Genomic DNA, 21084 nt, shown 5'->3' on the forward strand with positions numbered 1-21084 from the left:
GTTATTATTCTAATCATTTCACTTTATCGGTATACCTCGCCTACAAGCCCCGTCAACCGGGGGAATGAGAATAAAAAGTTTCTCGTTTTCATCAAGACAATTCCCGATTCTTATTCTATTAATTAAAGTGCAGCTAAATGAATACGTTCAACTCACCTCTGGGTGGCGTCTTTGCGGGCTTTCTCTCATACGGCAAGGAATATAAGATGAAAAAAACTCTGATGGCATTGACCTCGGTAGCAACCCTGCTGTGCGCCAACGGCGCGGCTAACGCAGCAGGCACCATTCAAGGCACGTTAGGCGTGACGCTGACCATCGGCGCCGGTTGCGTCGTGGGGGGCGGCAGCAGCAGCGGTTCCGTCAACGACTTCGGCTCCATCAGCTTCGGTACTTACTCTTCACTGGCCAACATCATCGACGCCAGCGCCACCGGCGCAGGGGGGGCCGGTACGCTGTCATTGACCTGCACTACCGGCACAGACTACACGGTGGCGCTGGACAACGGGCTCCATGTCACTTCAGGCACCCAACGCCGCATGGCCAGCACGGCAGGCGCCTTCATCAGCTATAACCTGTACCAGGATGCCGCACGCACCACCGCCTGGGGCAGCGGCGCCAACGCGCGGACCGGCACCGGCACCGGCGCCGCCGTTCCGCTGATCGTGTATGGCCGCGTCCCGGCGGCCGGTTCTACCCCGGCGGCAGACACCTATAACGACACCGTCACGATGACGGTCACCTGGTAACGGTGCGGCGCGCGCTTTGCTGCTGCGGATTATGGGCGTGCAGCCTGTTGGCGCAGGCCGACAGTAAAACCGCGACCCTCGGCGTCAGCGCGACCTTGCTCAGCGCCTGTGAGGCCGGCAGCAGCTCAGGCGGCAATGTCAGCTTCGGCACGCTGAATTTCGGCACGCTGTATTTTCTCAGCACCGCAACCAGCGTCGCCGGGCAACAAAACGCCGGCGCCATTCGGGTGAAATGCACCAACGGCACCAGCTACAGCGTTCTGCTTGGCGGCGGGCAAAGCGGCAATACCGCTGCCCGCTACCTGCAAAGCGCGGCCGGCCAACGGGTGAATTACAACCTGTATACCAACGCCGCCCACAGCACCATTTGGGATAATCTGACGGGCGTGTCACAAACCGCCAACGGTTCGGACAACTGGCTACCGGTCTATGGCATGATTCCGGCGCAATCCACACCTCCGACAGGCAGCTACACCGATACGGTACAGGTCACGATCAATTGGTAATGACGATGCGCGCTTCAATTTGCGGTTTGCTGTTCTGCCTGCCGCTTTCCCCGGCCCAAAGCGATACCGGCGTCAACGACTTGACCAAAAGCCAGCCGTTCACCGTCAATGCAACCGTGGTTAAAGGCTGCGTATTGGGCAGCGGCGTCAGTGACGTGACCACCTTCGGCACCCTGAACTTCGGCCAGTTGTCCTCACTGAGCAACGCAGTCAGCGTCGTCTCCAGCAGCGGCGCCGGTTCGGTGCTGTTTCGCTGCAACCCGGGGCTGAGCGTCACGCTGGCCCTCGGCGTCGGCAATCACGTGACCGGATCCATCGCCGGCGGCAGAAAATTACAAAACGCTATCACGTCGGAAACGCTGCTGTATCAACTTTATCAAGACAGCAACTACGCCACCCTTTGGGGCGATGGCGCTAACGGCGGCGCGGCGCAGACCGTCGCCGCCACCGGTAGCACGCAAGAAATCAAGGTTTACGCCCGTCTGTTTTCGACCAGTACCCTGCCCACCAGTGGCGTTTACAGCGATACGGTCTTGTTGACGGTCACTTATTAAGTTTTTTTGCAATAAGGATTGAGTTATGCGCATACCCTTCCGTCTGCCGTTAACGGCAGCCTTGCTCCTGGCAAGCCAACAGCACGCCCTGGCCGCGGCTTCCATACTCATTTGGCCGATCGATCCGGTGATTGAAGATCAACAACAGGCCACCGCGCTGTGGCTTGAAAATCGCGACAGTAAACCGGTCTATATGCAAATTCGCGTGTTGGGTTGGAAGCAAACCGCCGGCAAAGACGATTACAGCAACCAAAGCGACGTGATCGCCAGTCCGCCGGTGGCGTCGATCGCGCCAGGCAAACGCCAGCTGATACGCCTGATCAAACAGTCGGCGCCGGCGGCGGGACAGGAGCGCGCCTATCGCATTTTGGTCGATGAAGTGCCGGTGAAAGAACAATCATCGGATGCCGCCCCCGGCGGTGCAGAGATGGGGCTGAAATTCCAGATGCGCTACTCGGTGCCGCTGTTCGTCAGCGGCAAGGGGATTTGGACCAAACAGGACAGCGAAAAACCGCGCGATTACGCGACCGCCAGCCAACCCAAGCTCAGCTATCGTTTACAGCAGCAAAGCAGCGAACGCTGGCTGGAGGTGCGAAATCAAGGCGCAGTGCATGCCCGAATCTCGAAAGTGACGCTGCAAGGGCGCAGCCTAAATCCCGGCCTGATGGGATACGTGCTGCCCGGTTCACAGATGCGCTTCGCTTTGCCACCCGCCGGCGGTTTCAGCAGCGGCAAGCTGATGGCCACGGTCAATGACAACAAACAGCCCGTAGCCATTCCGTCTTATTGAGGCCCAGGTGCAGCCGACAGGGAGGCTATCGACGCGGCGTTTCAACCTCAAGCCGCTGGCGTTTGCCATGCTGAGCATGGCGGCCGGCGGCTGGCTGCCGTTCGCGTTCGGCGACGATCTGCCCCCGCCGCCCAGCGCCATCAGCATGCCGGACACCACGCTGTATCTGGAGCCGGTCGTCAACGGGCGCCAAACCGGCAACGTCGTGCCAGTCAACTACCGCGGCGGCCATTACTACATGACGCCCCAGCAACTGCTCGACGCCGGGCTGCCGGTAGCGGATAAACAGGCGAAAGACATCGCCGTCGATCGGCTGGAGAAGGTGGATGTCAGCTACAGCGGCGAGAGCCAGCAGTTGCTGATCAACGTGCCCAACGACTGGTTGCCGCAGCAAACCATCGGCGCCCATTCACCGCTGCAACGCTTGCCGGCGCAAAGCAGCCTGGGTTTGCTGTTTAACTACGACATCTATGCCAGCCAAAGCAACGGCAATGGCCGACCAGGCTACCTGTCGGCGTGGAGCGAACAGCGGCTGTTCGACGGTTTCGGCGTCATCGCCAACACAGGCATCTACCGCAGCGGGTTTAACGGCGGGCCAAACGACGATGGCGGCCGCTATATTCGATACGACAGCTACTGGCGCTTCAACGATGACCAGCGGATGCTGAGTGTGATCGCCGGTGACCTAACCACCGGCTCGCTCCCCTGGAGCAGCGCCGTGCGCATCGGCGGCTTGCAATTGGCGCGCAATTTCGCGGTACGCCCGGATCTTATCACCTATCCGCTACCGCAATTTTCCGGCCAGGCAGCATTGCCCAGCAGCGTCGATTTATACATCAACAGCTATAAAAACAGCACCACCAACATCAATCCCGGGCCGTTCACCCTCAACAGCGTGCCCTACATTAACGGTGCGGGTCAGGCCACGGTCGTCACCACGGACGCCCTCGGCCGTCAGGTCAGCACCACGGTACCGTTCTACGTGGCCAGCAACCTGCTGCAGACCGGCATGAGCGATTTCAGCGTTTCCACCGGTTTGCTGCGGCGCAACTACGGGTTGAATTCTGCCGATTACGGGCAATGGGTAGGTAGCGCCAGTTTACGTTACGGCGTCACTGATTGGTTAACCCTGGAAGGACGCGCCGAAGGCGCAGCCGAATTGGCGGTCGGCGGCGGCGGCGCCGACATTCGCGTTGGGCAATGGGGGGTTTTCAACGCGTCCTACAGCGTCAGCCAGGCCGGCGACGAAGCGTTTAACGGTGGCCGGCCGATACAATCCCCCACGTATTATGACCCGCTGACCGGCAGGCCGTTGCAACAGCCGGATCCCCAGCCCGTCTATCGCTACACCGGCAACCACGGCGATCAGAGCAGTTTTGGCTACACCTACAGCAACTCACGCTTCAGCCTCAACGCGCAACGTATCCTGCGCAGCGCCGATTTTGGCGACATTTCCGTGTATAAAAGCGACTACCGTCTGAGCCGCCGCACCGATCAATTGACCGGCAGCGTCAGCCTGGGCCGGCTCGGCAGCCTCGGCGCCGGTTATTTTGACGTACGCGACGCCATCGCCCAACGAACTCGCCTGATGAACCTGTCCTACAGTGTGTCGCTTTGGCGCAACAGCAGCCTGTACGCCTCGCTGAACCGGGAAATCGGCAGCAGCGGTTACAGTGCCCAACTGCAGCTCTCCATTCCGTTCGACAGTTGGGGTACCGCCAGCTTCAGCGCCGCGCGCGACAACAACAACCGCTGGAGCGAACGCGTCAGCTACAGCCGCGCCGCGCCGACTGATGGCGGTTTCGGTTGGAATCTGGCCTACGCCAATAACCCGAGCGGCGGCGATTACCGCCAGGCGGATCTGACCTGGCGCACCCGCAGGCTCGAAGCCCGAGCGGGCGTATACGGTACCCGTGATGAAACCAACCACTGGGGAGAAATCAGCGGTTCGCTGGTCGCGATGAACGGCGGCGTGTACGCCACCAACACCATCAACGATGCCTTTGCGCTGGTGTCCACGCAAGGATACGCCGACATTCCGGTGAGCTATGAGAACCAGCCGATCGGCAAGACCGATGCCCAGGGCTATTTACTGGTGCCGACCGTCACCTCTTACTACCATGCGAAATTCCAGATTGATCCGCTCAGCCTGCCCGCCGACGTCGCGCTGCCGACGGTGGAAAAAACCGTCGCCATTCGCGATCACAGCGGTTTTCTGGTCGAGTTCCCCATCCAACCCATCTCCGCCGCCGACGTCGAACTGGTTGACGAGCAAGGCAAACCGCTGGCCAACGGCAGCCAGGTGGCGGTGGTTGGCGGCCATCAGCAAAGCTATGTCGGTTGGGATGGCATGACCTATATCGACCCGGTGCAACAACACAATCGCCTGAGCGTGATCCCGGCCGACGGCGGCCCGCCGTGCCAGGCGGAATTCAGTCTGGCGAAGCCTCAGGGCATCCAGCGCGTCGGCCCGGTTGTCTGCCGCTAATTCAACGACGGAGAGTCACTATGTTTCGGGGATTGAAAGCCTTATTGTTAACCCTTTCGCTGCTGCTCTGTCAGCGCGCATTCGCCGACTGCGCCACCACCAACGGCACCGTCACCTTACCGGGGAGCAGCTCTTTCGTGGTCTACAATGGGCAGATCAACGCCCAGGGCACCGCCGGCCTCAACTGCACCGGCCTCGGCCTCAATTTGCTCACGCAAAACACCGTCACGGTCAAGATCGCCTCCACCACCAACAATATGGCGGTTGCCAACACCGACGGTTCCGGCGATAAAATCGCTTACCTGATCTACCCCGACGCCAACTACCAATATCCTTACAGCATCGGCCAAACCATCGACTACAGCTCGCTGAACCTGCTGTCGCTGATCCTGATTTCCTCCAACGTCAACTTTCCGCTGTATATCAAAACCACCGCCGGCGCCAACGTGCGCGCAGGCACCTATACCGACAGCATCAACCTGATCTGGAATTACCATATTTGCGGCCTGGGCGTGCTCGGCCTGTGCGTTTGGTGGGACGGCGTCGACAAACCCAGCACGGTCAGCGTCAGCGTCACCATCACCAAAGACTGCCTGATCGGCACCGCGCCCAACGTCAACTTCGGCAGCATGGCGTTGGTCGGGCAGTTCAATCCTGTCAATCAGAGCATCACCCTTACCTGCACCAAAACCGAGGGATACAACACCTATTTCACCAACGGCAATAACCCGGTTTCCGGTTGGCGACGCATGAAAAGCGGTACCAGTAATTTCATGCAGTACCAGATTTACTTGCCTAATACGACGACCGTTTGGGATAGCACCAACAAACAGAGCGGCGCCGGCACCGGCCTGGCGCAAAGCATCCCGTATAAGGCGGCGGTCAATGCGGCGCAGACGGAAGTGGCGGTCGGCAGCTATCAGGACACGCTCAGTTTGGTGGTGGAGTACTAGGCGTTGTGTTTTGCCGGCGTGGAAATTGTTTCCAAAATGTAATTTTTATGTGGCATTTTTTGCTCATTTGGCTATGCTCTTATCAATGGCCAAACTGGTCTAACCTCCTACCACACCATTGAGCAAGGAGTTCCCATGAGCAAAACCGTCGTAAAAATTGGCAGCTTCGAGGTCGATGACGCGCATCTTCACGCCGGCGCCGACCGCACCGGCACCCTGAGCATTCCCTGCAAGTCCGATCCGGATCTGTGCATGCAGCTGGACGGCTGGGATGAACATACCAGCATCCCGGCCATCCTCGACGGCAAACAGTCGCTGCTGTACAAGCAACACTACGATCGGCAAGCGGACGCCTGGGTGATGCGGCTGGCATGAAAATGCATCAGAACTGCTGACGACGCGCTGTTTTCATCGGAAACAGCGCGTTTTTTTATGCGATGGCGATGCCGCGGCCGGCAAAGAAAGGGGCGAAGCGGCTGAGCGGCAGGTGCACCCGCTCCCGCGTCGCCGGGCTGTCGCCCGAAGGATTATGGAAGATCACGCTTTGCGCATCGGCGGCGGTGATCAGCACCAGATGCCCGCCCCGCTGCGGCGGCGTACTCTCCGGCCGGCGAATGGAGGGATGCACCGAGGCGATAAAGTAGCGGCATTCATGAAGCAGCGCCGGCACCTCAGCGGCCTCTAGCCCCACCTTCACCTCCGCTTGCAGCGCGAACTGCTCGCGCACATACTCGACGAACGGCGCATAAATCAGCCCCTTTATCCGCTCACCTTCGCGTACATAGGCGCCGTAGGGCAGGCTGCGGCGCGCCAGCTCCAGCAGCGGTGGCGCTTCGCCGTCGCGGTGGCCCAGCACCATTTTCAGGCAGGCCATGCCGCACACGTGGTTGGCCCACTCGACGTACTCTGCCCGATCGCGGGCGCCGCTGCGCGCCCAATTTTCGTCTTGCGCCAGCGTCGCGCGGCCGGCGATCAGATCGGCGGCCAGCTCCGGGCTCGCCCACTGGCACTCGTAGGGAACGGCGCGCATAAGATTAAAATTTGTCGACGACTTTGAAATTCATCAGCACCAGCGTCATGTCCGGCGAGAACAGGTCATACTCTTCGAAGAAGCGCTGCAGCTCTTTGCGCCAGTGCGCCAGCGAGCGATCGCCCTCGCCTTCGGCAAAGGCGTGCGCTTCATCAACCTGATCGTAAGTTTTCATTTCCACCGCGGTCAACTCGACTGCGCAAACCGGCTCACCCTTGCCGTCCACCACCAGGAACCGATCGCCGGCCTGTGGGATCCCTTCGCCGTCCAGGTTAGAACAGGTGGCCGTTTTGGTGCCATTGAGGATCAATTGCACGACTTCATCGGCCTGCTGCTCGGTATCGCCGAACGCCCAGCGCTCAAGGTGCTCGTATTTCTGTGGAATTGCCGTCGCCATGATTATACCTTTAGGAAAAATGCATCAATGCAGACAGGATAGTACAACGTATTGCCGGCCGTCTGCATCCGTCGCAAGCGCGACTGCGCGTTTTGCCAGCGCCACTTTTACGCGTTTTTACCTTTCTTCGCTGTGCCTGCCGCGCTGCCGGGCGCATACTGTGAACATTATTCACCCAATGGCGACCGCCAGGCGGTAACATGCAGCAAAATGACATCGATGCTGACGATACCTTCAGCGATTTACTCAACGGCGTCGCGTTAGTGACGCTTGTCCTCATCACCCTCGCCGGCGGGTGGTATTTCAGCTAAAAGGGGCGCAACGTGGCAACAAAACGCATGGGCAACAAGCTCAGTAAAATGGTCGTGGTGCTGCTGCTGATCTGCCTGGCGTTGCTGCTGTTGCGTTGGGCGGCGATCGCCTTCGGTTAATGCCGCGAGACGACACCGGCCGAACGCCGGCGCCCTGTTCATCGCCGCCGTGGCGCGGTCGGCTCCAGCAACTCCTGCAAATAGGCCAAACGCGCCTCCCCCTGAAGCAACCAGCGGCGACACAGCCAATGCTGCGTTTCACCCGTGCGGCTCAGGCGGTAGTACTCCGCCAAGGTTTCGACCCAGTTCATGATGTTTTCTCCTGCTTTTCGACACCGTCAGTATTGAGCGTAAAAACCAGAAGAAATACTGATGGCTTGTTTTTTATGCTTCCTGTTTTAGGCGGCGGGTAGCGAAGCCGCAGTTCAGCTGTTACATTGGGCAAAAATCAACCCACCGAGGTGTAGACCATGACGTTCTCGGAACAGGAGATTAAACCCGTATGGGATGAGGTCGCACGCCTGATCGGCGACGGCGTGATGCAGCTGCGCCATCGCGGTGAAGCGCTGTCGGTGGAAACGCTGGAAAAACATCTGGCGCGGCAGTTGGCGGACAGCAACGATATCGAACGGCGCATCCTACTCGGCGCCGCCATCAACATGCTGAAAGGCGGAAAATGAATCGCCAACCGAAAAGGTTGGCGATTCGACAGAAGCCCGAGGTATGCAAGCCCGGCCTTCTGCGCGCTACTATGTCACGCTAATATGACGTAATTAATAGGAATTGTCGGGTTTTTGCCCAAAACGCCCTATTTTTGTTGCCTGCATTACGCCAACACGAAATCGCCGGCATCCAGCGGCTGCCCCACCACTTTCACCAGGAAGTCGTTGCCGTCAAAGGCGCCGCCCAGGTTGATCGCCACATCGCTGACGTGATTTTGCTCATCGTAGCTCAGCTTCGCCTCGCCCGCCTTGCCGCTGAACTGATCGACGAAGCGGATGCCGTCGGCGCTGCCGGTGTTGAACAACGTCAGATCGATCTTGTCCTCGCCGCGCACGAAGTCGCGGATCCAATCCGGCGCCGCCGCCGTCGACTCATCCGCCGCAAAGTAGACGAAGGTGTCCTTGCCGGCACCGCCCCACAGCTGATCCGCCCCTTTGCCGCCGTACAGCACGTCATCGCCCGCGCCGCCCTTGAGCACGTTATCGGCGGCGTTCCCGACCAGCACATCGTTACCCGACCCGCCGATGGCATTTTCAATCGTCACGCCTGCGGCGATAGACACATTGCCTTTCAGGCCACCAACGTCCGAGAACGCCTTTTCATTCAGGTTGATGCGCTGATTTTGACCGAAGCCGGAGAAGTCGAAGGTGTCGTTGCCGCCGGCATCCCAAGCGGTGAAAATTATCTTGTCCTGCGCGCCGGTGGCGGTGAGGAAGTCGCGATCGGTGTTGGAATTGAATCCGTAAACCGTATCGCCGGTGCGGGTGTCCATGTTGGCACCGTAGAAATGCTGGATCGCCGTGATGTCGTTGAGCAACGGCCCGGAAGAGTACGCGCCTTTAAAGTCCTGCCCGGTGTTACTTTCGCTGAAATAGCTCATCAGGCTGTGCGCGCGGCTGTCCTCAAAGTAGGTCGCGTCTTTAGCGTAGGTGATGCTGACGCCCGGCGCGGCGTTATAGTCGCCCGGGTGCTGCAACCCCAGCGCATGGCCGATTTCATGGGTGAAGGTCTGGCGACCGTACTCGTTCTCATGGATCTGGTTGTTGACGAAGGTATGGTTCTTGGCGTTATACCAGGTTTGCCCGGCGACCGAAGGCGAGGTGTCCGGGTTATACGCAAAGGCATAGGAGCCGCGCGAGCTGTAGTCGAACAGGCCGAATTTGATGTTGGCAGCGGCGGTGTTGCTGGTTTCGGTGAAGGTGATGTTAGCCACGTCTGACCATGACTGCAGCGACAGTTTAGCCTGCTCGCGCTGTTCGGCGTTAAAGCTGCTGAAGCCGCTGATGCCCATGCTCGACATGTTGCCCGGCGCCTTTTCCCAGAAGCTGTAGGTCAGAGAGACCGGCGTGTCGGTCACGCCCTTGTCGTGCCAACTGCGATCGCCGCGCACCAGCTCCAGGCCGGCGTTTTCGAACGTTTTCGACGGATGAAGCACGGTAATGGTGTCGTCTTCATCGGGTTTATAAGCGCCCAACAGGGCTAATACGCCTTCGGCCTTAACGGAAGCATTGCTTGATGACATAACCTTATCTCCATATTCGTCAATTCAATCGGGGGGATGCCCCAACTGGCGGATTGCCTGAACGGCAGCGGCCCGGTGTTGAATCAATACGGGGATATCGGTAATGCGGTGGCGCCTTCCCTCGGCACTCTGAATGAGAACGATAATCCCTTAAGAGAAAAGAATAGACACATTTTCGTCGAGTACAGAATTTTCTCAGATAAAGTCCGACTATGCATTTGCGCCATACGAATGATTTTCAAGATAATCATCAGCATTATCACGATGAGCGGAAAAAAGCATAAAAAAACCGGGGCAATCCAACCCCGGTTATCCATAAGAAACTCTGGACTCAGACTAACCAACCGAGCAACAGCGTCGCGCCAATGACCGTGGAAGCGCCGCCAATGCGCGTGGCGATTTGGGCGAATGGCATCAGCCCCATACGGTTCGACGCCGACAGGATCGCCACATCGCCGGTGCCGCCCAGGCCACTGTGACAACAGGTGACGATTGCCGCCTCCACCGGGAACATCTTCAGGTAAGGCGCAATCAGGAAACTGACCAGCCCCATCGACAGCACCACCGAGCCGCAGACCACCACATAACCGACCGAGAACACTGCCACCACGCTTTCCAGCGGCACGTACAGCATGCCCAGACCGATCATCAGCGGCCACACCAGCGCCGTGGAGACGAACTTGTAGAAACTGTGCGCGCCGGTTTCCATCGAGGCCGGGATCACCCGGCAGTACTTGCACAGCACCGCGAACAGGATCATCAGCACCGGGCCGGGAATATGCACGATGTGTTCGAACAGGCCGCCGACGATAAAGAAGGCGCAGATCACCAGCAGCCCGCCGCCCATCAGTTGGAAATCGACGTTGCCGCTTTGCTCCTTGATGGCGAACATCGCGTTCTCCTGCGCCGAACGGATCAGCATGCCGTCGCCGCTCAGCGCCTTGCGCTGCATGCCGATACGCGCCAACACCCCGGCGGTCACGATGGCGAAGATGTTACCCAGCACCGCCGCCGGCGCCAGCTGCGCGACGTAGACGTCCGGCGTCGAGCCCAGGATCGCCGAATAGGCCAGCGACAGCGGTAAAATCCCCTCGCCGATGCCGCCACCGATGATTGGCACGATGATGAAGAAGAAGGTGTGATAGAAGGTAAAGCCGAACAGCTTGCCCACCAGCAGCCCGGTGATCACCGCCGTGATCGTACCCACCACCAGCGGCACGAACATGCGAATCATCCCCTGGATCAGGATCACCCGGTTCATGCCGAGAATGCTGCCGACCACCAGACTGGCGATGACGAAATAAAGCAGGTTGGCGTCTTTCATCAGCAGATGGACGGTGCCCATAACGTTGGGCTGGAAGACATTGAAATAGACCAGCACCGAAGGCACCATCAAACACAGAATGGCCGGACCGCCGATATCGCGCAGCACGGGAATGCTTTTTCCCAACTGAGCCAGCGCAAAGCCCAGCGTCATTATCACTGCCAGGCCGCCGATCATATTTTTCGGCAGGAAGTTGGCATAGGCGGAAATCGCCACGATGGCGCAAATCGTGATAAACAACGCGATCGGTACCGCGCCGATATCTATTTGACGAAGTTGATTAATTAATCCTGAGGATTCGGACGATGCCGTATTTTTATCACAGGCCAGTTCTGCATTTATCTGTTTCATTATTCACCCTGCTGACAAGCGTACAGTACGGTTAGATTCACCTGGCGCAACATCCCGCCATTGCCAAGCAAAAACAAATGATTACGAAAAATCCTATTGTGGATTTCGCTTTTTCTAATAAGAAATAAAACAGTAGACAGCCCTGAAGATATGATAAAAAATAAAAATGCAAAACTAAATTACACCGACGGAATTCAATATTGTGACCCTCCGCCAAGGTTGGTTTTAATTAATTATCGTCAGCATTTTGTAATTAAAGTAAGCAGGTTTAAATTCGCTGCTATGCTATAGGAGGGCGAAAAAGCCCCCTAATTTATTAATAAAGAACCGGAAACGCAGTAGCTGAATCCGGTCAGCTTGATCCGAACCTTAATCCTGCGCGCGGCACCGCTCGGGAAAGAGGCATAATATGACTCATAAGGAAGTAGAATATGTCTTCACGCGCTGTTACCCCACAAACTCTCGCTCGCTACGGCATCCATCAGGCCGCCGATATCGTCTATAACCCTAGCTATGAATTGCTGTTCGCCGAAGAAACCCGCGCCGACCTGCCGCCGCTGGAACGCGGCACCCTCACCCAACTGGGTGCGGTCAACGTCGCGACCGGTGAGTTCACCGGCCGTTCGCCGAAGGACAAATACATCGTGCGCGACACCACCACGCGCGACACCGTCTGGTGGTCCGACAACGGCACCGGCAAGAACGACAACCAGCCGCTGTCGCCGGAAGTCTGGCAGCATCTGAAGACGCTGGTGGGCAACCAGCTCTCCGGCAAGCGTCTGTTCGTGGTGGACGCGTTCTGCGGCGCCAACGCCGATACGCGCCTGAAGGTGCGCTTCATCACCGAGGTGGCCTGGCAGGCGCATTTCGTGAAAAACATGTTTATCCGCCCAAGCGACGCCGAGCTGGCGGACTTTGAGCCGGACTTCGTGGTAATGAACGGCGCCAAATGCACCAACCCGGACTGGCAGCAGCAAGGGCTGCACTCGGAAAACTTCGTCGCTTTCAACCTGACCGAGCGCATGCAGCTGATCGGCGGCACCTGGTACGGCGGCGAAATGAAAAAAGGCCTGTTCTCGATCATGAACTACCTGCTGCCGCTGAAGGGCATCGCCTCGATGCACTGCTCGGCCAACGTGGGCGAGAAAGGCGACGTGGCGGTGTTCTTCGGCCTGTCCGGTACCGGCAAGACCACCCTTTCCACCGACCCGAAACGCCAGCTTATCGGCGATGACGAGCACGGCTGGGACGACGACGGCGTGTTCAACTTCGAAGGCGGCTGCTACGCCAAGACCATCAAGCTGTCGCCGCAGGCGGAGCCGGAAATCTATCAGGCGATCCGCCGCGATGCGCTGCTGGAAAACGTCACCGTGCGGGCCGACGGCAGCATCGACTTCGACGACGCCAGCAAAACCGAGAACACCCGCGTCTCCTATCCGATTTATCATATCGAGAACATCGTCAAACCGGTGTCCAAAGCCGGCCATGCGCGCAAGATCATCTTCCTGACCGCCGACGCCTTCGGCGTACTGCCGCCGGTATCGCGCCTGACGCCTGAGCAAACCCAGTACCACTTCCTGTCCGGCTTCACCGCCAAGCTGGCCGGCACCGAGCGCGGCATCACCGCCCCGACGCCGACCTTCTCCGCCTGCTTCGGCGCCGCTTTCCTGACGCTGCACCCGACGCAGTACGCCGAAGTGCTGGTGAAACGCATGGAGGCCGCCGGCGCCCAGGCTTACCTGGTCAACACCGGCTGGAACGGCAGCGGCAAGCGTATCTCGATCAAAGATACGCGCGGCATCATCGACGCCATTTTGAATGACGACATTGAACAGGCCGACACCTTCACGCTGCCGATCTTCGGGCTGGCAGTGCCGACAGCGCTGCCGGGCGTCGATCCGTCGATCCTCGATCCGCGCAAAACCTACGCCGACGAATCGCTGTGGCAGGAGAAAGCGCAGGATCTGGCGCAGCGCTTTATCGATAACTTCGCCAAATATACCGTCACCCCGGCGGGCGAAAAGCTGGTGAACGCTGGGCCGAAGCTGTAACGCAGACGTTTTGCATCCTGTTGTTCAAGGGCCGATTCGTCGGCCCTTTTTTGTATTCACGCTTCCGCCAGCAAACCCGGCATCACCAGCGCCACCGCCGCCGCGATGCGCTCGTCGATCGCGCTGCCCGGCGGCAACAGTCCCAGCGTCATCTGCCGTAGCGGTTCGGCGATGGTCATCGCCAACAGCAGGTCGCTGGTTTGCGCCCAGTCGCGCGCACGCAGCCAGCCGCACTGCTGCTGGCGCTGCAGCCAGTCCGCCACCGTAGCCCGGCCGCGCTGAATGCCGTTGCGCTGATAGCTGTCCAGCAGCGCCTCGCGCCCCGGAAACTCGCTTTGCAGCAGCCGAAACATCCCTACCGCCTCGGCGCTCAATACCTGCTGCGCGATGGCCTTCAGCCCCTTTTCCAACAGCGGCGCCACCGCCTCCCACCGCCCGGCATCCTGGGCGAAGGCCGGCTGAAACGCCTCGGTCCAGCCGCTCACCGCCTGCGCGACCAGTTCGTCGCGATTGGCCGCAAAGCGATACAGGGTTTTTTTAGCCACCCCGGCGCGTTTCGCCACCGCGTCCACCGTTGCTGCGGCATAGCCGCCGTCGAGCAGCAACGCCAGCGTCGCTTGCGCCAGCGCGGCGCGCAGCGCCGTTTCCGGCGTGGCCGGCCGGCCGCGAGCGCGCGGCGGTTCTTCATTCGGGTTCGCCATATTTATTCCTCACAAGCATTGACAGACTCAGCATACCGGCATAGTTTTATTTTGGAAACACAATTCGTTTCCAAAATAAAACAGGAACCCATTATGACACATCCTTCCCTGCTGGCGCCGTGGGGCGTTAACGATATCAACGAGTTGCTCAAGCCTGAACCACTGCGGCTGGAGATGGGGCTGAGCCGCAGCGCCGACGGCCTGCTTACCGTCGCGGTCCGTACCGATCTGCACGGCTGCAAGGGGCGCATGCTGGATTGGTGGTTCACCTTCTTTGAGAACACGCAGCACATCAACTGGTGGCACCCGCACGATCACGTCGAACATCGCGGCTGGGATCGCCATTGGAAAAAAGGGGAAAGCTACGTCGGCGCCAGCATCGAAGCGGTCGAATGGCTGGCGGAACTGCCGCCGATCGCGGCACGCCTCAAGTTTCACGCCGCCGAGGACTTCTTCGCGCCGCAGCCGCTGCGCCAGGCGCGTGATGCGCAGGCGCTCTCCGCCGCCGTGTGTGCGCGCATCGGCTTCGGCGATCAGGTGGCGTTGGATGACAACGGCGATCCCTGCGACGGCGAGATGCTGCATCTGGCGCGCGATACGCCCTATGGGTGCGTGCTGCGCAGCCGTTTCCTGCTGGGTAAAGCCTGCGCCAACGCCCACGACGAACTCTCGGACGACATCGGGTTTAACCTGATGCGCCACTGCTACAACGAATTCAGCTATCTGGCTCAGTTCCTGCCGTCGCTGTACTACGCCGAAAACGGCCGCGAGCCGGCGCCGTTACTCTGGTAAGCCACCGGCGGGGCCTGTTATTTTTTCGCGATGCCGCTATAGTGATTTTCATCGCCATTCCCGCGTTTATGACGGAGAACTCATGGAAAATCCAGGCTATAGCGGCGGCTGCCTGTGCGGACATATTCGCTTTCAGGTGCACGGCCTGCCCGGTAACCCACACAGCTGTTCCTGCGAATTTTGCCGGCGCCACTCCGGTGCACCGACGCTCTGCTGGGTCGAATTTCCGCGTCAGGCCGTCGAGTGGAACGGCCCGGGCGGCATGCCCACGCTCTACCGCTCTTCCCCCTATTCCAGCCGCGCCTTTTGCCCGCGCTGCGGCAGCACGCTGGGGGCGATCGACGACGAGCCGACGGTGGCGTTGAGCACCGGCAGCTTCGATCGGGCCGATCTGCCGGAGCTGCGCCCGGTCTCGCACGCGTTCGCCGATGTTTGCCCCGAATGGTGGCATATCGACGGCATGCGCTGAGCGCCTCACAGTTCCCGCTGAAATCAATTGATTGTTTTGTCGTATAAATTTAGAACTGACGAACAATAATTCAAATGTATGGGAACGGGGATGAATCAACAGACTCTCGACGCGCGCCGTTCGCGTCAGGCGTTGCTGGCCGGCTCGGTTGGCAACTTTATCGAATGGTATGAGTTCGGGGTGTACGGGTTCCTGGCTACCGTCATCGCCGCCAATTTTTTCACGCTGCAGGGTGAAAATGAAGTCACCAGCCTGATCCTCACCTACGCCGCCTTCGCGCTGGCGTTTTTCTGCCGGCCGATCGGCGCGGTGATCTTCGGCCGCATCGGCGATCGCATCGGCCGTCGCCCGACGCTGATTGCGGTTCTGTTGTTGATGACGCTGGCCACCGCACTGATCGGCGTCATGCCGACCTATGCCTCGATCGGCGTCGCCGCCCCGCTGCTGCTGACGCTGCTGCGCATGTTTCAGGGGCTGTTCGCCGGCGGCGAATTCGGCGGCGCCGTATCACTGATGACCGAATTCGCCCCGAAGGGCAAACGCGGGCTGTTCGGCGCCTGGCAATCGTTGACCGTCGCGCTCGGCCTGCTGGCCGGGGCCGGGCTGGTGGCGCTGCTGGCCGCGCTGCTCAGCGTGCAGCAGCTGCATGACTGGGGCTGGCGCATTCCCTTCCTGCTGGCGCTGCCGATGGGCGCTGTGGCGCTGTGGCTGCGGCTCAAGCTCGAAGAGACGCCCACGTTTACCCAGGCGCAACAGGCCGCGGAACACAGCGCCGCACCGCAGGAGGCGAGCTTGGGCGGCGTGGCGAAAACCATATTGATCGGCATCGGCCGCATGATGGGCTGGTCGGCCGCCGGCTATACCTTCCTGGTGGTGATGCCTTCCTATTTGCAAACCTCGTTGCACGCCACCTTCCAGCAGGCGCTGGTGGCGACGGTGCTGGCCAACGTCGGCTTCGCCCTGACCATTCTGCCGGCGGGCATCATCAGCGACAAACTGGGGCGTAAAACGGTGATGCTGACGGCGGTGGCGGCGGTGATACTGTTCACCTTCCCGCTGCTGCACCTGTTGCAGGATGCGCAGAGTTCACTGTGGGCCAAAGGGCTGGCAGTGATGGTCGCCGGCGCCGTAGTCGGCCTGCTGGCCGGCCCCGGCCCGGCGATGCTGGCGGAGATGTTCCCGACCCGGGTGCGCTATACCGGCTTGGGGCTGGCTTACTCACTGTCCAATGCGGTGTTTTCCGGCTCGGCCGGGCTGATTATCACCGGCCTCATCAAACAGACCGGTAACATCGACATTCCCGCCTATTACGTGGTCGCCACCTCGGTGGTCAGCCTGTTTGCACTGATGACGCTGCGCCGCGACGATCATCTGCGCTCGCTGAACGAACGTTGATCCTCCGGGGGCACATCGCCCCCTTGCCAACTCGTGACCTCGATCACAAGGCACGAATGTTAACGTTAACTTTTGTGATTAACATCGCACGCGTGATATCTGCCAGCTTCACCCCCTTACGAGTTAACGTTAACAATGGAGCTAACTTCACTCACCGGGGCCCTACCCATGAACCGCGAAACTAAAAAATATTACGTGCTGCTCAGCGGCCTGCTGTTCTTCTTTTTCTTCACCTGGTCTTCCAGCTTTTCGCTGATCTCGCTGTGGCTGAATCAGAAGATCGGCCTGAAAGGCGCCGAGACTGGCCTGATCTTCTCCGCTATCTCGTTGGTGGCGCTGTGCGCACAGCCGCTGTACGGGTTTATTCAGGACAAGCTTGGGCTGCGCAAGCACCTGCTGCAGTTTCTCGGCGTGATGCTGCTGCTGACCGGTCCATTCTTTATCTACATTTACGCCCCGCTGCTGGCCAGCAGCCTGCCGCTCGGCGCGCTGGTCGGCGGGGTATTTATCGGCGCCACCTTCTTCGCCGGCATCGGCGCGCTGGAATCTTATACCGAGCGAGTCAGCCGCATCAGCGGTTTCGAATTCGGCCGCGCCCGCATGTGGGGCTCGCTCGGCTGGGCCAGCGCCACCTTTGTGGCCGGTTTTATCTTCAATATCAATCCGAACATCAATTTCTGGCTGGCCTCCGCCGCCGCCGTGGTGTTCCTGGTGCTGCTCAGCCAGGTACGCGAGCTGAAGCCGAACGCCATGGCCGGCCTGGCGTTCGGCAAACCGGAAAACCTGCGGCTGCAGGACGCGCTGGCGCTGCTGCGCATGCCCGGCTTCTGGGCACTGGTGGTGTTTGTGCTGGGGATCAGCGTATACAACGTTTTCGATCAGCAATTTTCGGTCTACTTCGCTTCACAGTTCGCTTCTCGCGCACAGGGCAACGAGATGTACGGTTTTCTCAACTCGCTGCAGGTCTTCCTCGAGGCCGGCGGCATGTTCCTGGCGCCGCTGCTGGTGAACCGCATCGGCGCCAAACAGGGGCTGTTGCTGGCCGGTGGCGTGATGGCGCTGCGCATGTTCGGTTCCGGCTTAGTCAGCGGTGCCCTGATGATCTCCGCCATGAAACTGCTGCACGCCGTAGAATTGCCAATCCTGCTGATCGCTATCTTCAAATACATCGCGAGCCGCTTTGACAGCCGACTCTCCTCCACACTGTACCTGGTAGGCTTCCAGTTCATCACCCAGGTGATGGCCAGCTTCCTGTCGCCGCTGGCGGGCTACGGTTATGACCGCATCGGCTTTGCCGACACCTATCTGCTGATGGGCTGCGCGGTCGCCGCCACGACGCTTGTCTCCTGTTTCCTGCTGCGCGGCGAACGTTCCGCCAGCGTAGCCCCCTTTCAATCCGCCATTAAATCAAGTGAGTCTGTCCAATGAACACTGCCTTAGCTCAAGCCGACCATGCGGTCGAAGCCCTGCGTGCAGAGCGCCGAGACGATTACTACCCGCAGTTCCATCTCGCGCCGCCCGCCGGCTGGATCAACGATCCCAACGGCCTGATCTGTATTGACGGCGTCTATCATGCGTTCTTCCAACATCATCCCCATAGCGAGCACTGGGGGCCCATGCACTGGGGACATGCGACCAGCCGCGACCTGATACGCTGGCAGCACCAGCCCATCGCCCTGGCACCCGATGCGCCCTATGACAAAGACGGTTGCTTTTCCGGCTGCGCCGTAGATGACAACGGTGTGCTGACGCTGATTTACACCGGCCACGTGTGGCTGGGCGAACCCGGTGACGACAGCCAGGTGCGGGAAGTGCAATGTCTGGCCACTAGCGAAGACGGCATATGCTTCATCAAACACGGGCCGGTACTGGCCCCGCCGGACGGCATTCAGCATTTTCGCGATCCGAAAGTCTGGCGCGAAAACGGCGAATGGTGGCTGGTGGTCGGCGCCAAAGAAAACGGCCTGGGCCAGGTGCGCCTGTACCGCTCTGCCGACCTGCGCGCCTGGCGCTTCGATCGGGTGCTGGCCGGCGCGCAAACGGCGCATCAGGGCTATATGTGGGAATGCCCGGATTTCTTCCCGCTGGGGGAACAACACCTGTTGTTGTTCTCACCGCAGGGGCTGGCGGCACAGGGCTACCGCTACCGCAATCGCTTCCAGAGCGGCTATCTGCTCGGCCACTGGCGGCCTGACAGCGACTTTAGGGTGACCCAACCCTTCTGCGAACTGGATGCCGGCCACGATTTCTATGCGCCGCAGACCTTCACCGCCGCCGACGGCCGTCGGCTGCTGTTTGCCTGGATGGATATGTGGGAATCCCCAATGCCCAGCAAAGCGCACCGTTGGGCCGGTGCCCTCACCCTGCCGCGTGAGCTGACGCTGGCCGCCGACGGCAGCGTCCGCATGGACCCGGCGCGTGAACTGACGGCGCTGCGCCGAGAATCGCACACCTTTTTGGCACAGACGCTGACCAATCAGCATCTGCCGCTGGCGGACGACGTGCAGGAACTCACCCTGACGTTGAGACCGACCGACAACGACGCCGAGCGCTACGGGCTGGCCATCGGGAGTGCGGCGCGGCTGTTCGTCGACAATCAGGCGCACCGGCTGGTGCTGGAACGTTTTCATGAAAACCGCGCCCTGTGCACCTGCCGCAGCGTGCCGCTGCCAGAAGGTGACAGCCTGTCGCTGCGGATCTTCATTGACCGCTCATCGCTGGAGATCTTCGTCAATCAGGGGCAGGCCTGCCTGACCAGCCGAATTTATCCGACGGCGGGCGATCGCCGCCTCAGCCTGTTCGCCGAAGGCGGCCGGGCTCAGTTCGAGCCCATCACGGGATGGCAGTTGGCAAGCCTCTGGGGATAATGGGAATGAGCACCGGGCGCGCAACGACGCACCCGGTGCGCTTACAGCGAACCACGCTCCAACAGCGGGCACGGCACTTTCACCGTCTCACGCTGCTCCCGCTGCTCAATCACATGCAGCGCCGCAAGGCGGCCCAGCTCGTAATGCGGCAGCTGCACCGTCGTCAATGCCGGCAGGAACAGTTCGCCGGTGCCGACCATATTGTCGTAACCCAGCACCGCCACCTGTTGCGGTATCCGCCATCCTTGCGCCAGCAATACCTGATACACCAGAAAAGCTATCCGATCGTTCCCGCACACCACGACATCGCAATCGCGCCTTCCTGCAGAGAAATGCCGCTCCAGCAGCACGACGCAGTCGCGATAGCTTTGGTCGCCGCCGCTCAGATCGAGATGATACTGCCGCAGCTGTTCAACATCGCGCCCCGCTTCGCGCCAGGCGCGTTCCAGACCGCGACGGCGCAGGCCCGCCGCCAGCGTATCCGCCGGTAAATGAATGCACAGCGGCGCGCGATAGCCTTTGGCGATCAGCGCGCGCGTGGCGTCATACTGCCCTTGCTCGTCATCAGGAATGTAGCTGGCGATCGAATGCGCCGGGCTGACGCAGTTGGCCAGCACCAGCTTTTTGTCCAACAGTTTGGCCGGCAATGTCACCTCACGCAGCCCCATCGTGGTGAAGATCACCCCATCCGGACGATGCGCCAGCAGCAGATCGACGGTCTGTTCGGCGTTGTCGTCGGCAAACAGGTTGACGACGAAGCTGTTCCAGCCTCGCTCGCGCGCGGTTTTCTCAATCGACAGGATCATTTCCACCGAGAATGGCGTCGTGGCGGTGTCCAGCGCCAGCACGCCGAGCGTCTGCACGCGATTTCCGTCACCGCGAATACGCCGCGCCGACAGATCCGGCACGTAACCCAACTGGTCGATAGCCTGTTTGACGCGGCGGTAGGTTTCCAGCCTCAGCTTGCCGGGTTCATTGATGGCGCGGGACACCGTCATCAGCGAGACTCCGGCAAGTTTTGCGACGTCTTTCAGCGAAGCCATGCGCCCTTCTTTATGATGATTAATGGGAAAAAGTGAATAATCCCATAACCGGGCGCAGGACTCTACTCTGC

The 21084-nt window shown here is 60.0% G+C and carries 22 protein-coding genes; 15 read left to right on the forward strand and 7 right to left on the reverse strand.

From position 1 onward, the window contains the following. The first annotated feature begins 206 nt into the window (after nt 1-206). From ACJ8IL_RS07640 to ACJ8IL_RS07670, 7 genes are all read left to right on the forward strand, one after another. Nucleotides 207-746, forward strand: a complete 540-nt coding sequence (locus ACJ8IL_RS07640) for a Csu type fimbrial protein (protein WP_016928005.1) — start codon at nt 207-209, stop codon at nt 744-746. A gap of 2 nt (nt 747-748) precedes the next feature. Beyond that, on the forward strand, nt 749-1252 hold the full coding sequence (locus ACJ8IL_RS07645) for a Csu type fimbrial protein (protein WP_025302583.1): 504 nt from the start codon (nt 749-751) through the stop codon (nt 1250-1252). A 5-nt stretch (nt 1253-1257) separates the two neighbouring features. Next, nucleotides 1258-1806 (forward strand): Csu type fimbrial protein, encoded by a 549-nt coding sequence (locus ACJ8IL_RS07650; RefSeq protein ID WP_168186800.1) that lies wholly within the window; start codon nt 1258-1260, stop codon nt 1804-1806. Between the two features lie 25 nt (nt 1807-1831). After that, nucleotides 1832-2596, forward strand: a complete 765-nt coding sequence (locus ACJ8IL_RS07655) for a fimbrial biogenesis chaperone (RefSeq protein ID WP_025302581.1) — start codon at nt 1832-1834, stop codon at nt 2594-2596. Nucleotides 2597-2663: 67 nt separating this feature from the next. Next, the gene (locus ACJ8IL_RS07660; protein WP_238476102.1) at nt 2664-5084 is read left to right on the forward strand and encodes a fimbria/pilus outer membrane usher protein; all 2421 of its coding nucleotides are present in this window, start codon (nt 2664-2666) and stop codon (nt 5082-5084) included. A 20-nt stretch (nt 5085-5104) separates the two neighbouring features. Beyond that, nucleotides 5105-6037, forward strand: coding sequence for a Csu type fimbrial protein (locus ACJ8IL_RS07665; protein ID WP_442516459.1), 933 nt, complete (start codon nt 5105-5107; stop codon nt 6035-6037). A gap of 135 nt (nt 6038-6172) precedes the next feature. After that, the gene (locus ACJ8IL_RS07670; RefSeq protein WP_025302578.1) at nt 6173-6412 is read left to right on the forward strand and encodes a DUF1480 family protein; all 240 of its coding nucleotides are present in this window, start codon (nt 6173-6175) and stop codon (nt 6410-6412) included. Nucleotides 6413-6467: 55 nt separating this feature from the next. Here the strand turns inward: ACJ8IL_RS07670 and ACJ8IL_RS07675 are convergent, their stop codons facing one another. Both ACJ8IL_RS07675 and ACJ8IL_RS07680 read right to left on the reverse strand, forming a co-directional pair. Then, nucleotides 6468-7067, reverse strand: coding sequence for a C39 family peptidase (locus ACJ8IL_RS07675; RefSeq protein WP_025302577.1), 600 nt, complete (start codon nt 7065-7067; stop codon nt 6468-6470). 4 nt (nt 7068-7071) lie between these two features. Further along, nucleotides 7072-7464, reverse strand: coding sequence for an ASCH domain-containing protein (locus ACJ8IL_RS07680; RefSeq protein WP_033638276.1), 393 nt, complete (start codon nt 7462-7464; stop codon nt 7072-7074). A 338-nt stretch (nt 7465-7802) separates the two neighbouring features. Between ACJ8IL_RS07680 and yniD the strand changes: the two genes are divergently transcribed. Further along, a complete protein-coding gene (gene yniD / locus ACJ8IL_RS07685) occupies nt 7803-7895 on the forward strand; it encodes a small membrane protein YniD (protein ID WP_016928013.1) in 93 nt (30 codons plus the stop codon). Nucleotides 7896-7933: 38 nt separating this feature from the next. On the opposite strand, the gene ACJ8IL_RS07690 is transcribed toward yniD, so the two are convergent. Next, a complete protein-coding gene (locus ACJ8IL_RS07690) occupies nt 7934-8086 on the reverse strand; it encodes a hypothetical protein (RefSeq protein ID WP_162837925.1) in 153 nt (50 codons plus the stop codon). A gap of 159 nt (nt 8087-8245) precedes the next feature. On the opposite strand from ACJ8IL_RS07690, the gene ACJ8IL_RS07695 reads away from it, so the two are divergent. Next, entirely contained in the window at nt 8246-8455 is a 210-nt protein-coding gene (locus ACJ8IL_RS07695; protein WP_004931526.1) for a hypothetical protein, read from the forward strand. Nucleotides 8456-8601: 146 nt separating this feature from the next. On the opposite strand, the gene ACJ8IL_RS07700 is transcribed toward ACJ8IL_RS07695, so the two are convergent. Together ACJ8IL_RS07700 and ACJ8IL_RS07705 are read right to left on the reverse strand one after the other, a co-directional pair. After that, complete coding sequence (locus tag ACJ8IL_RS07700) at nt 8602-10020, reverse strand: serralysin family metalloprotease (RefSeq protein ID WP_193402487.1); 1419 nt, start codon at nt 10018-10020, stop codon at nt 8602-8604. A 331-nt stretch (nt 10021-10351) separates the two neighbouring features. Next, nucleotides 10352-11695 carry a 2-hydroxycarboxylate transporter family protein gene (locus tag ACJ8IL_RS07705; protein WP_016928018.1) on the reverse strand — a complete coding sequence of 448 codons (1344 nt, stop codon included), beginning with the start codon at nt 11693-11695 and terminating at the stop codon, nt 10352-10354. Between the two features lie 431 nt (nt 11696-12126). Between ACJ8IL_RS07705 and pckA the strand changes: the two genes are divergently transcribed. Continuing rightward, nucleotides 12127-13746 (forward strand): phosphoenolpyruvate carboxykinase (ATP), encoded by a 1620-nt coding sequence (pckA, locus tag ACJ8IL_RS07710; RefSeq protein WP_442516460.1) that lies wholly within the window; start codon nt 12127-12129, stop codon nt 13744-13746. 56 nt (nt 13747-13802) lie between these two features. On the opposite strand, the gene ACJ8IL_RS07715 is transcribed toward pckA, so the two are convergent. Next, nucleotides 13803-14447: a TetR/AcrR family transcriptional regulator gene (locus ACJ8IL_RS07715; protein ID WP_049204082.1), complete on the reverse strand. Its 645-nt coding sequence runs from the start codon at nt 14445-14447 to the stop codon at nt 13803-13805. Between the two features lie 93 nt (nt 14448-14540). Here ACJ8IL_RS07715 and ACJ8IL_RS07720 point away from each other — a divergent pair, with 93 nt between their 5' ends. From ACJ8IL_RS07720 to ACJ8IL_RS07740, 5 genes are all read left to right on the forward strand, one after another. Continuing rightward, on the forward strand, nt 14541-15239 hold the full coding sequence (locus ACJ8IL_RS07720) for a DAPG hydrolase family protein (RefSeq protein WP_046898545.1): 699 nt from the start codon (nt 14541-14543) through the stop codon (nt 15237-15239). An 82-nt stretch (nt 15240-15321) separates the two neighbouring features. Next, on the forward strand, nt 15322-15708 hold the full coding sequence (locus ACJ8IL_RS07725; RefSeq protein ID WP_025302571.1) for a GFA family protein: 387 nt from the start codon (nt 15322-15324) through the stop codon (nt 15706-15708). Between the two features lie 90 nt (nt 15709-15798). Next, the gene (locus ACJ8IL_RS07730; RefSeq protein ID WP_025302570.1) at nt 15799-17103 is read left to right on the forward strand and encodes an MFS transporter; all 1305 of its coding nucleotides are present in this window, start codon (nt 15799-15801) and stop codon (nt 17101-17103) included. A 168-nt stretch (nt 17104-17271) separates the two neighbouring features. Beyond that, complete coding sequence (locus ACJ8IL_RS07735; RefSeq protein WP_173888691.1) at nt 17272-18531, forward strand: MFS transporter; 1260 nt, start codon at nt 17272-17274, stop codon at nt 18529-18531. Then, the gene (locus ACJ8IL_RS07740) at nt 18528-19970 is read left to right on the forward strand and encodes a glycoside hydrolase family 32 protein (RefSeq protein WP_442516461.1); all 1443 of its coding nucleotides are present in this window, start codon (nt 18528-18530) and stop codon (nt 19968-19970) included. Before ACJ8IL_RS07735 ends, ACJ8IL_RS07740 begins: the two co-directional genes overlap by 4 nt. Before the next feature lie 41 nt (nt 19971-20011). Here the strand turns inward: ACJ8IL_RS07740 and ACJ8IL_RS07745 are convergent, their stop codons facing one another. After that, nucleotides 20012-21013 (reverse strand): LacI family DNA-binding transcriptional regulator, encoded by a 1002-nt coding sequence (locus ACJ8IL_RS07745; protein WP_141969245.1) that lies wholly within the window; start codon nt 21011-21013, stop codon nt 20012-20014. Nucleotides 21014-21084: the final 71 nt, after the last annotated feature.

It is taken from the genome of Serratia sp. CY47444, assembly GCF_052168635.1.
Taxonomy (GTDB): domain Bacteria; phylum Pseudomonadota; class Gammaproteobacteria; order Enterobacterales; family Enterobacteriaceae; genus Serratia; species Serratia bockelmannii.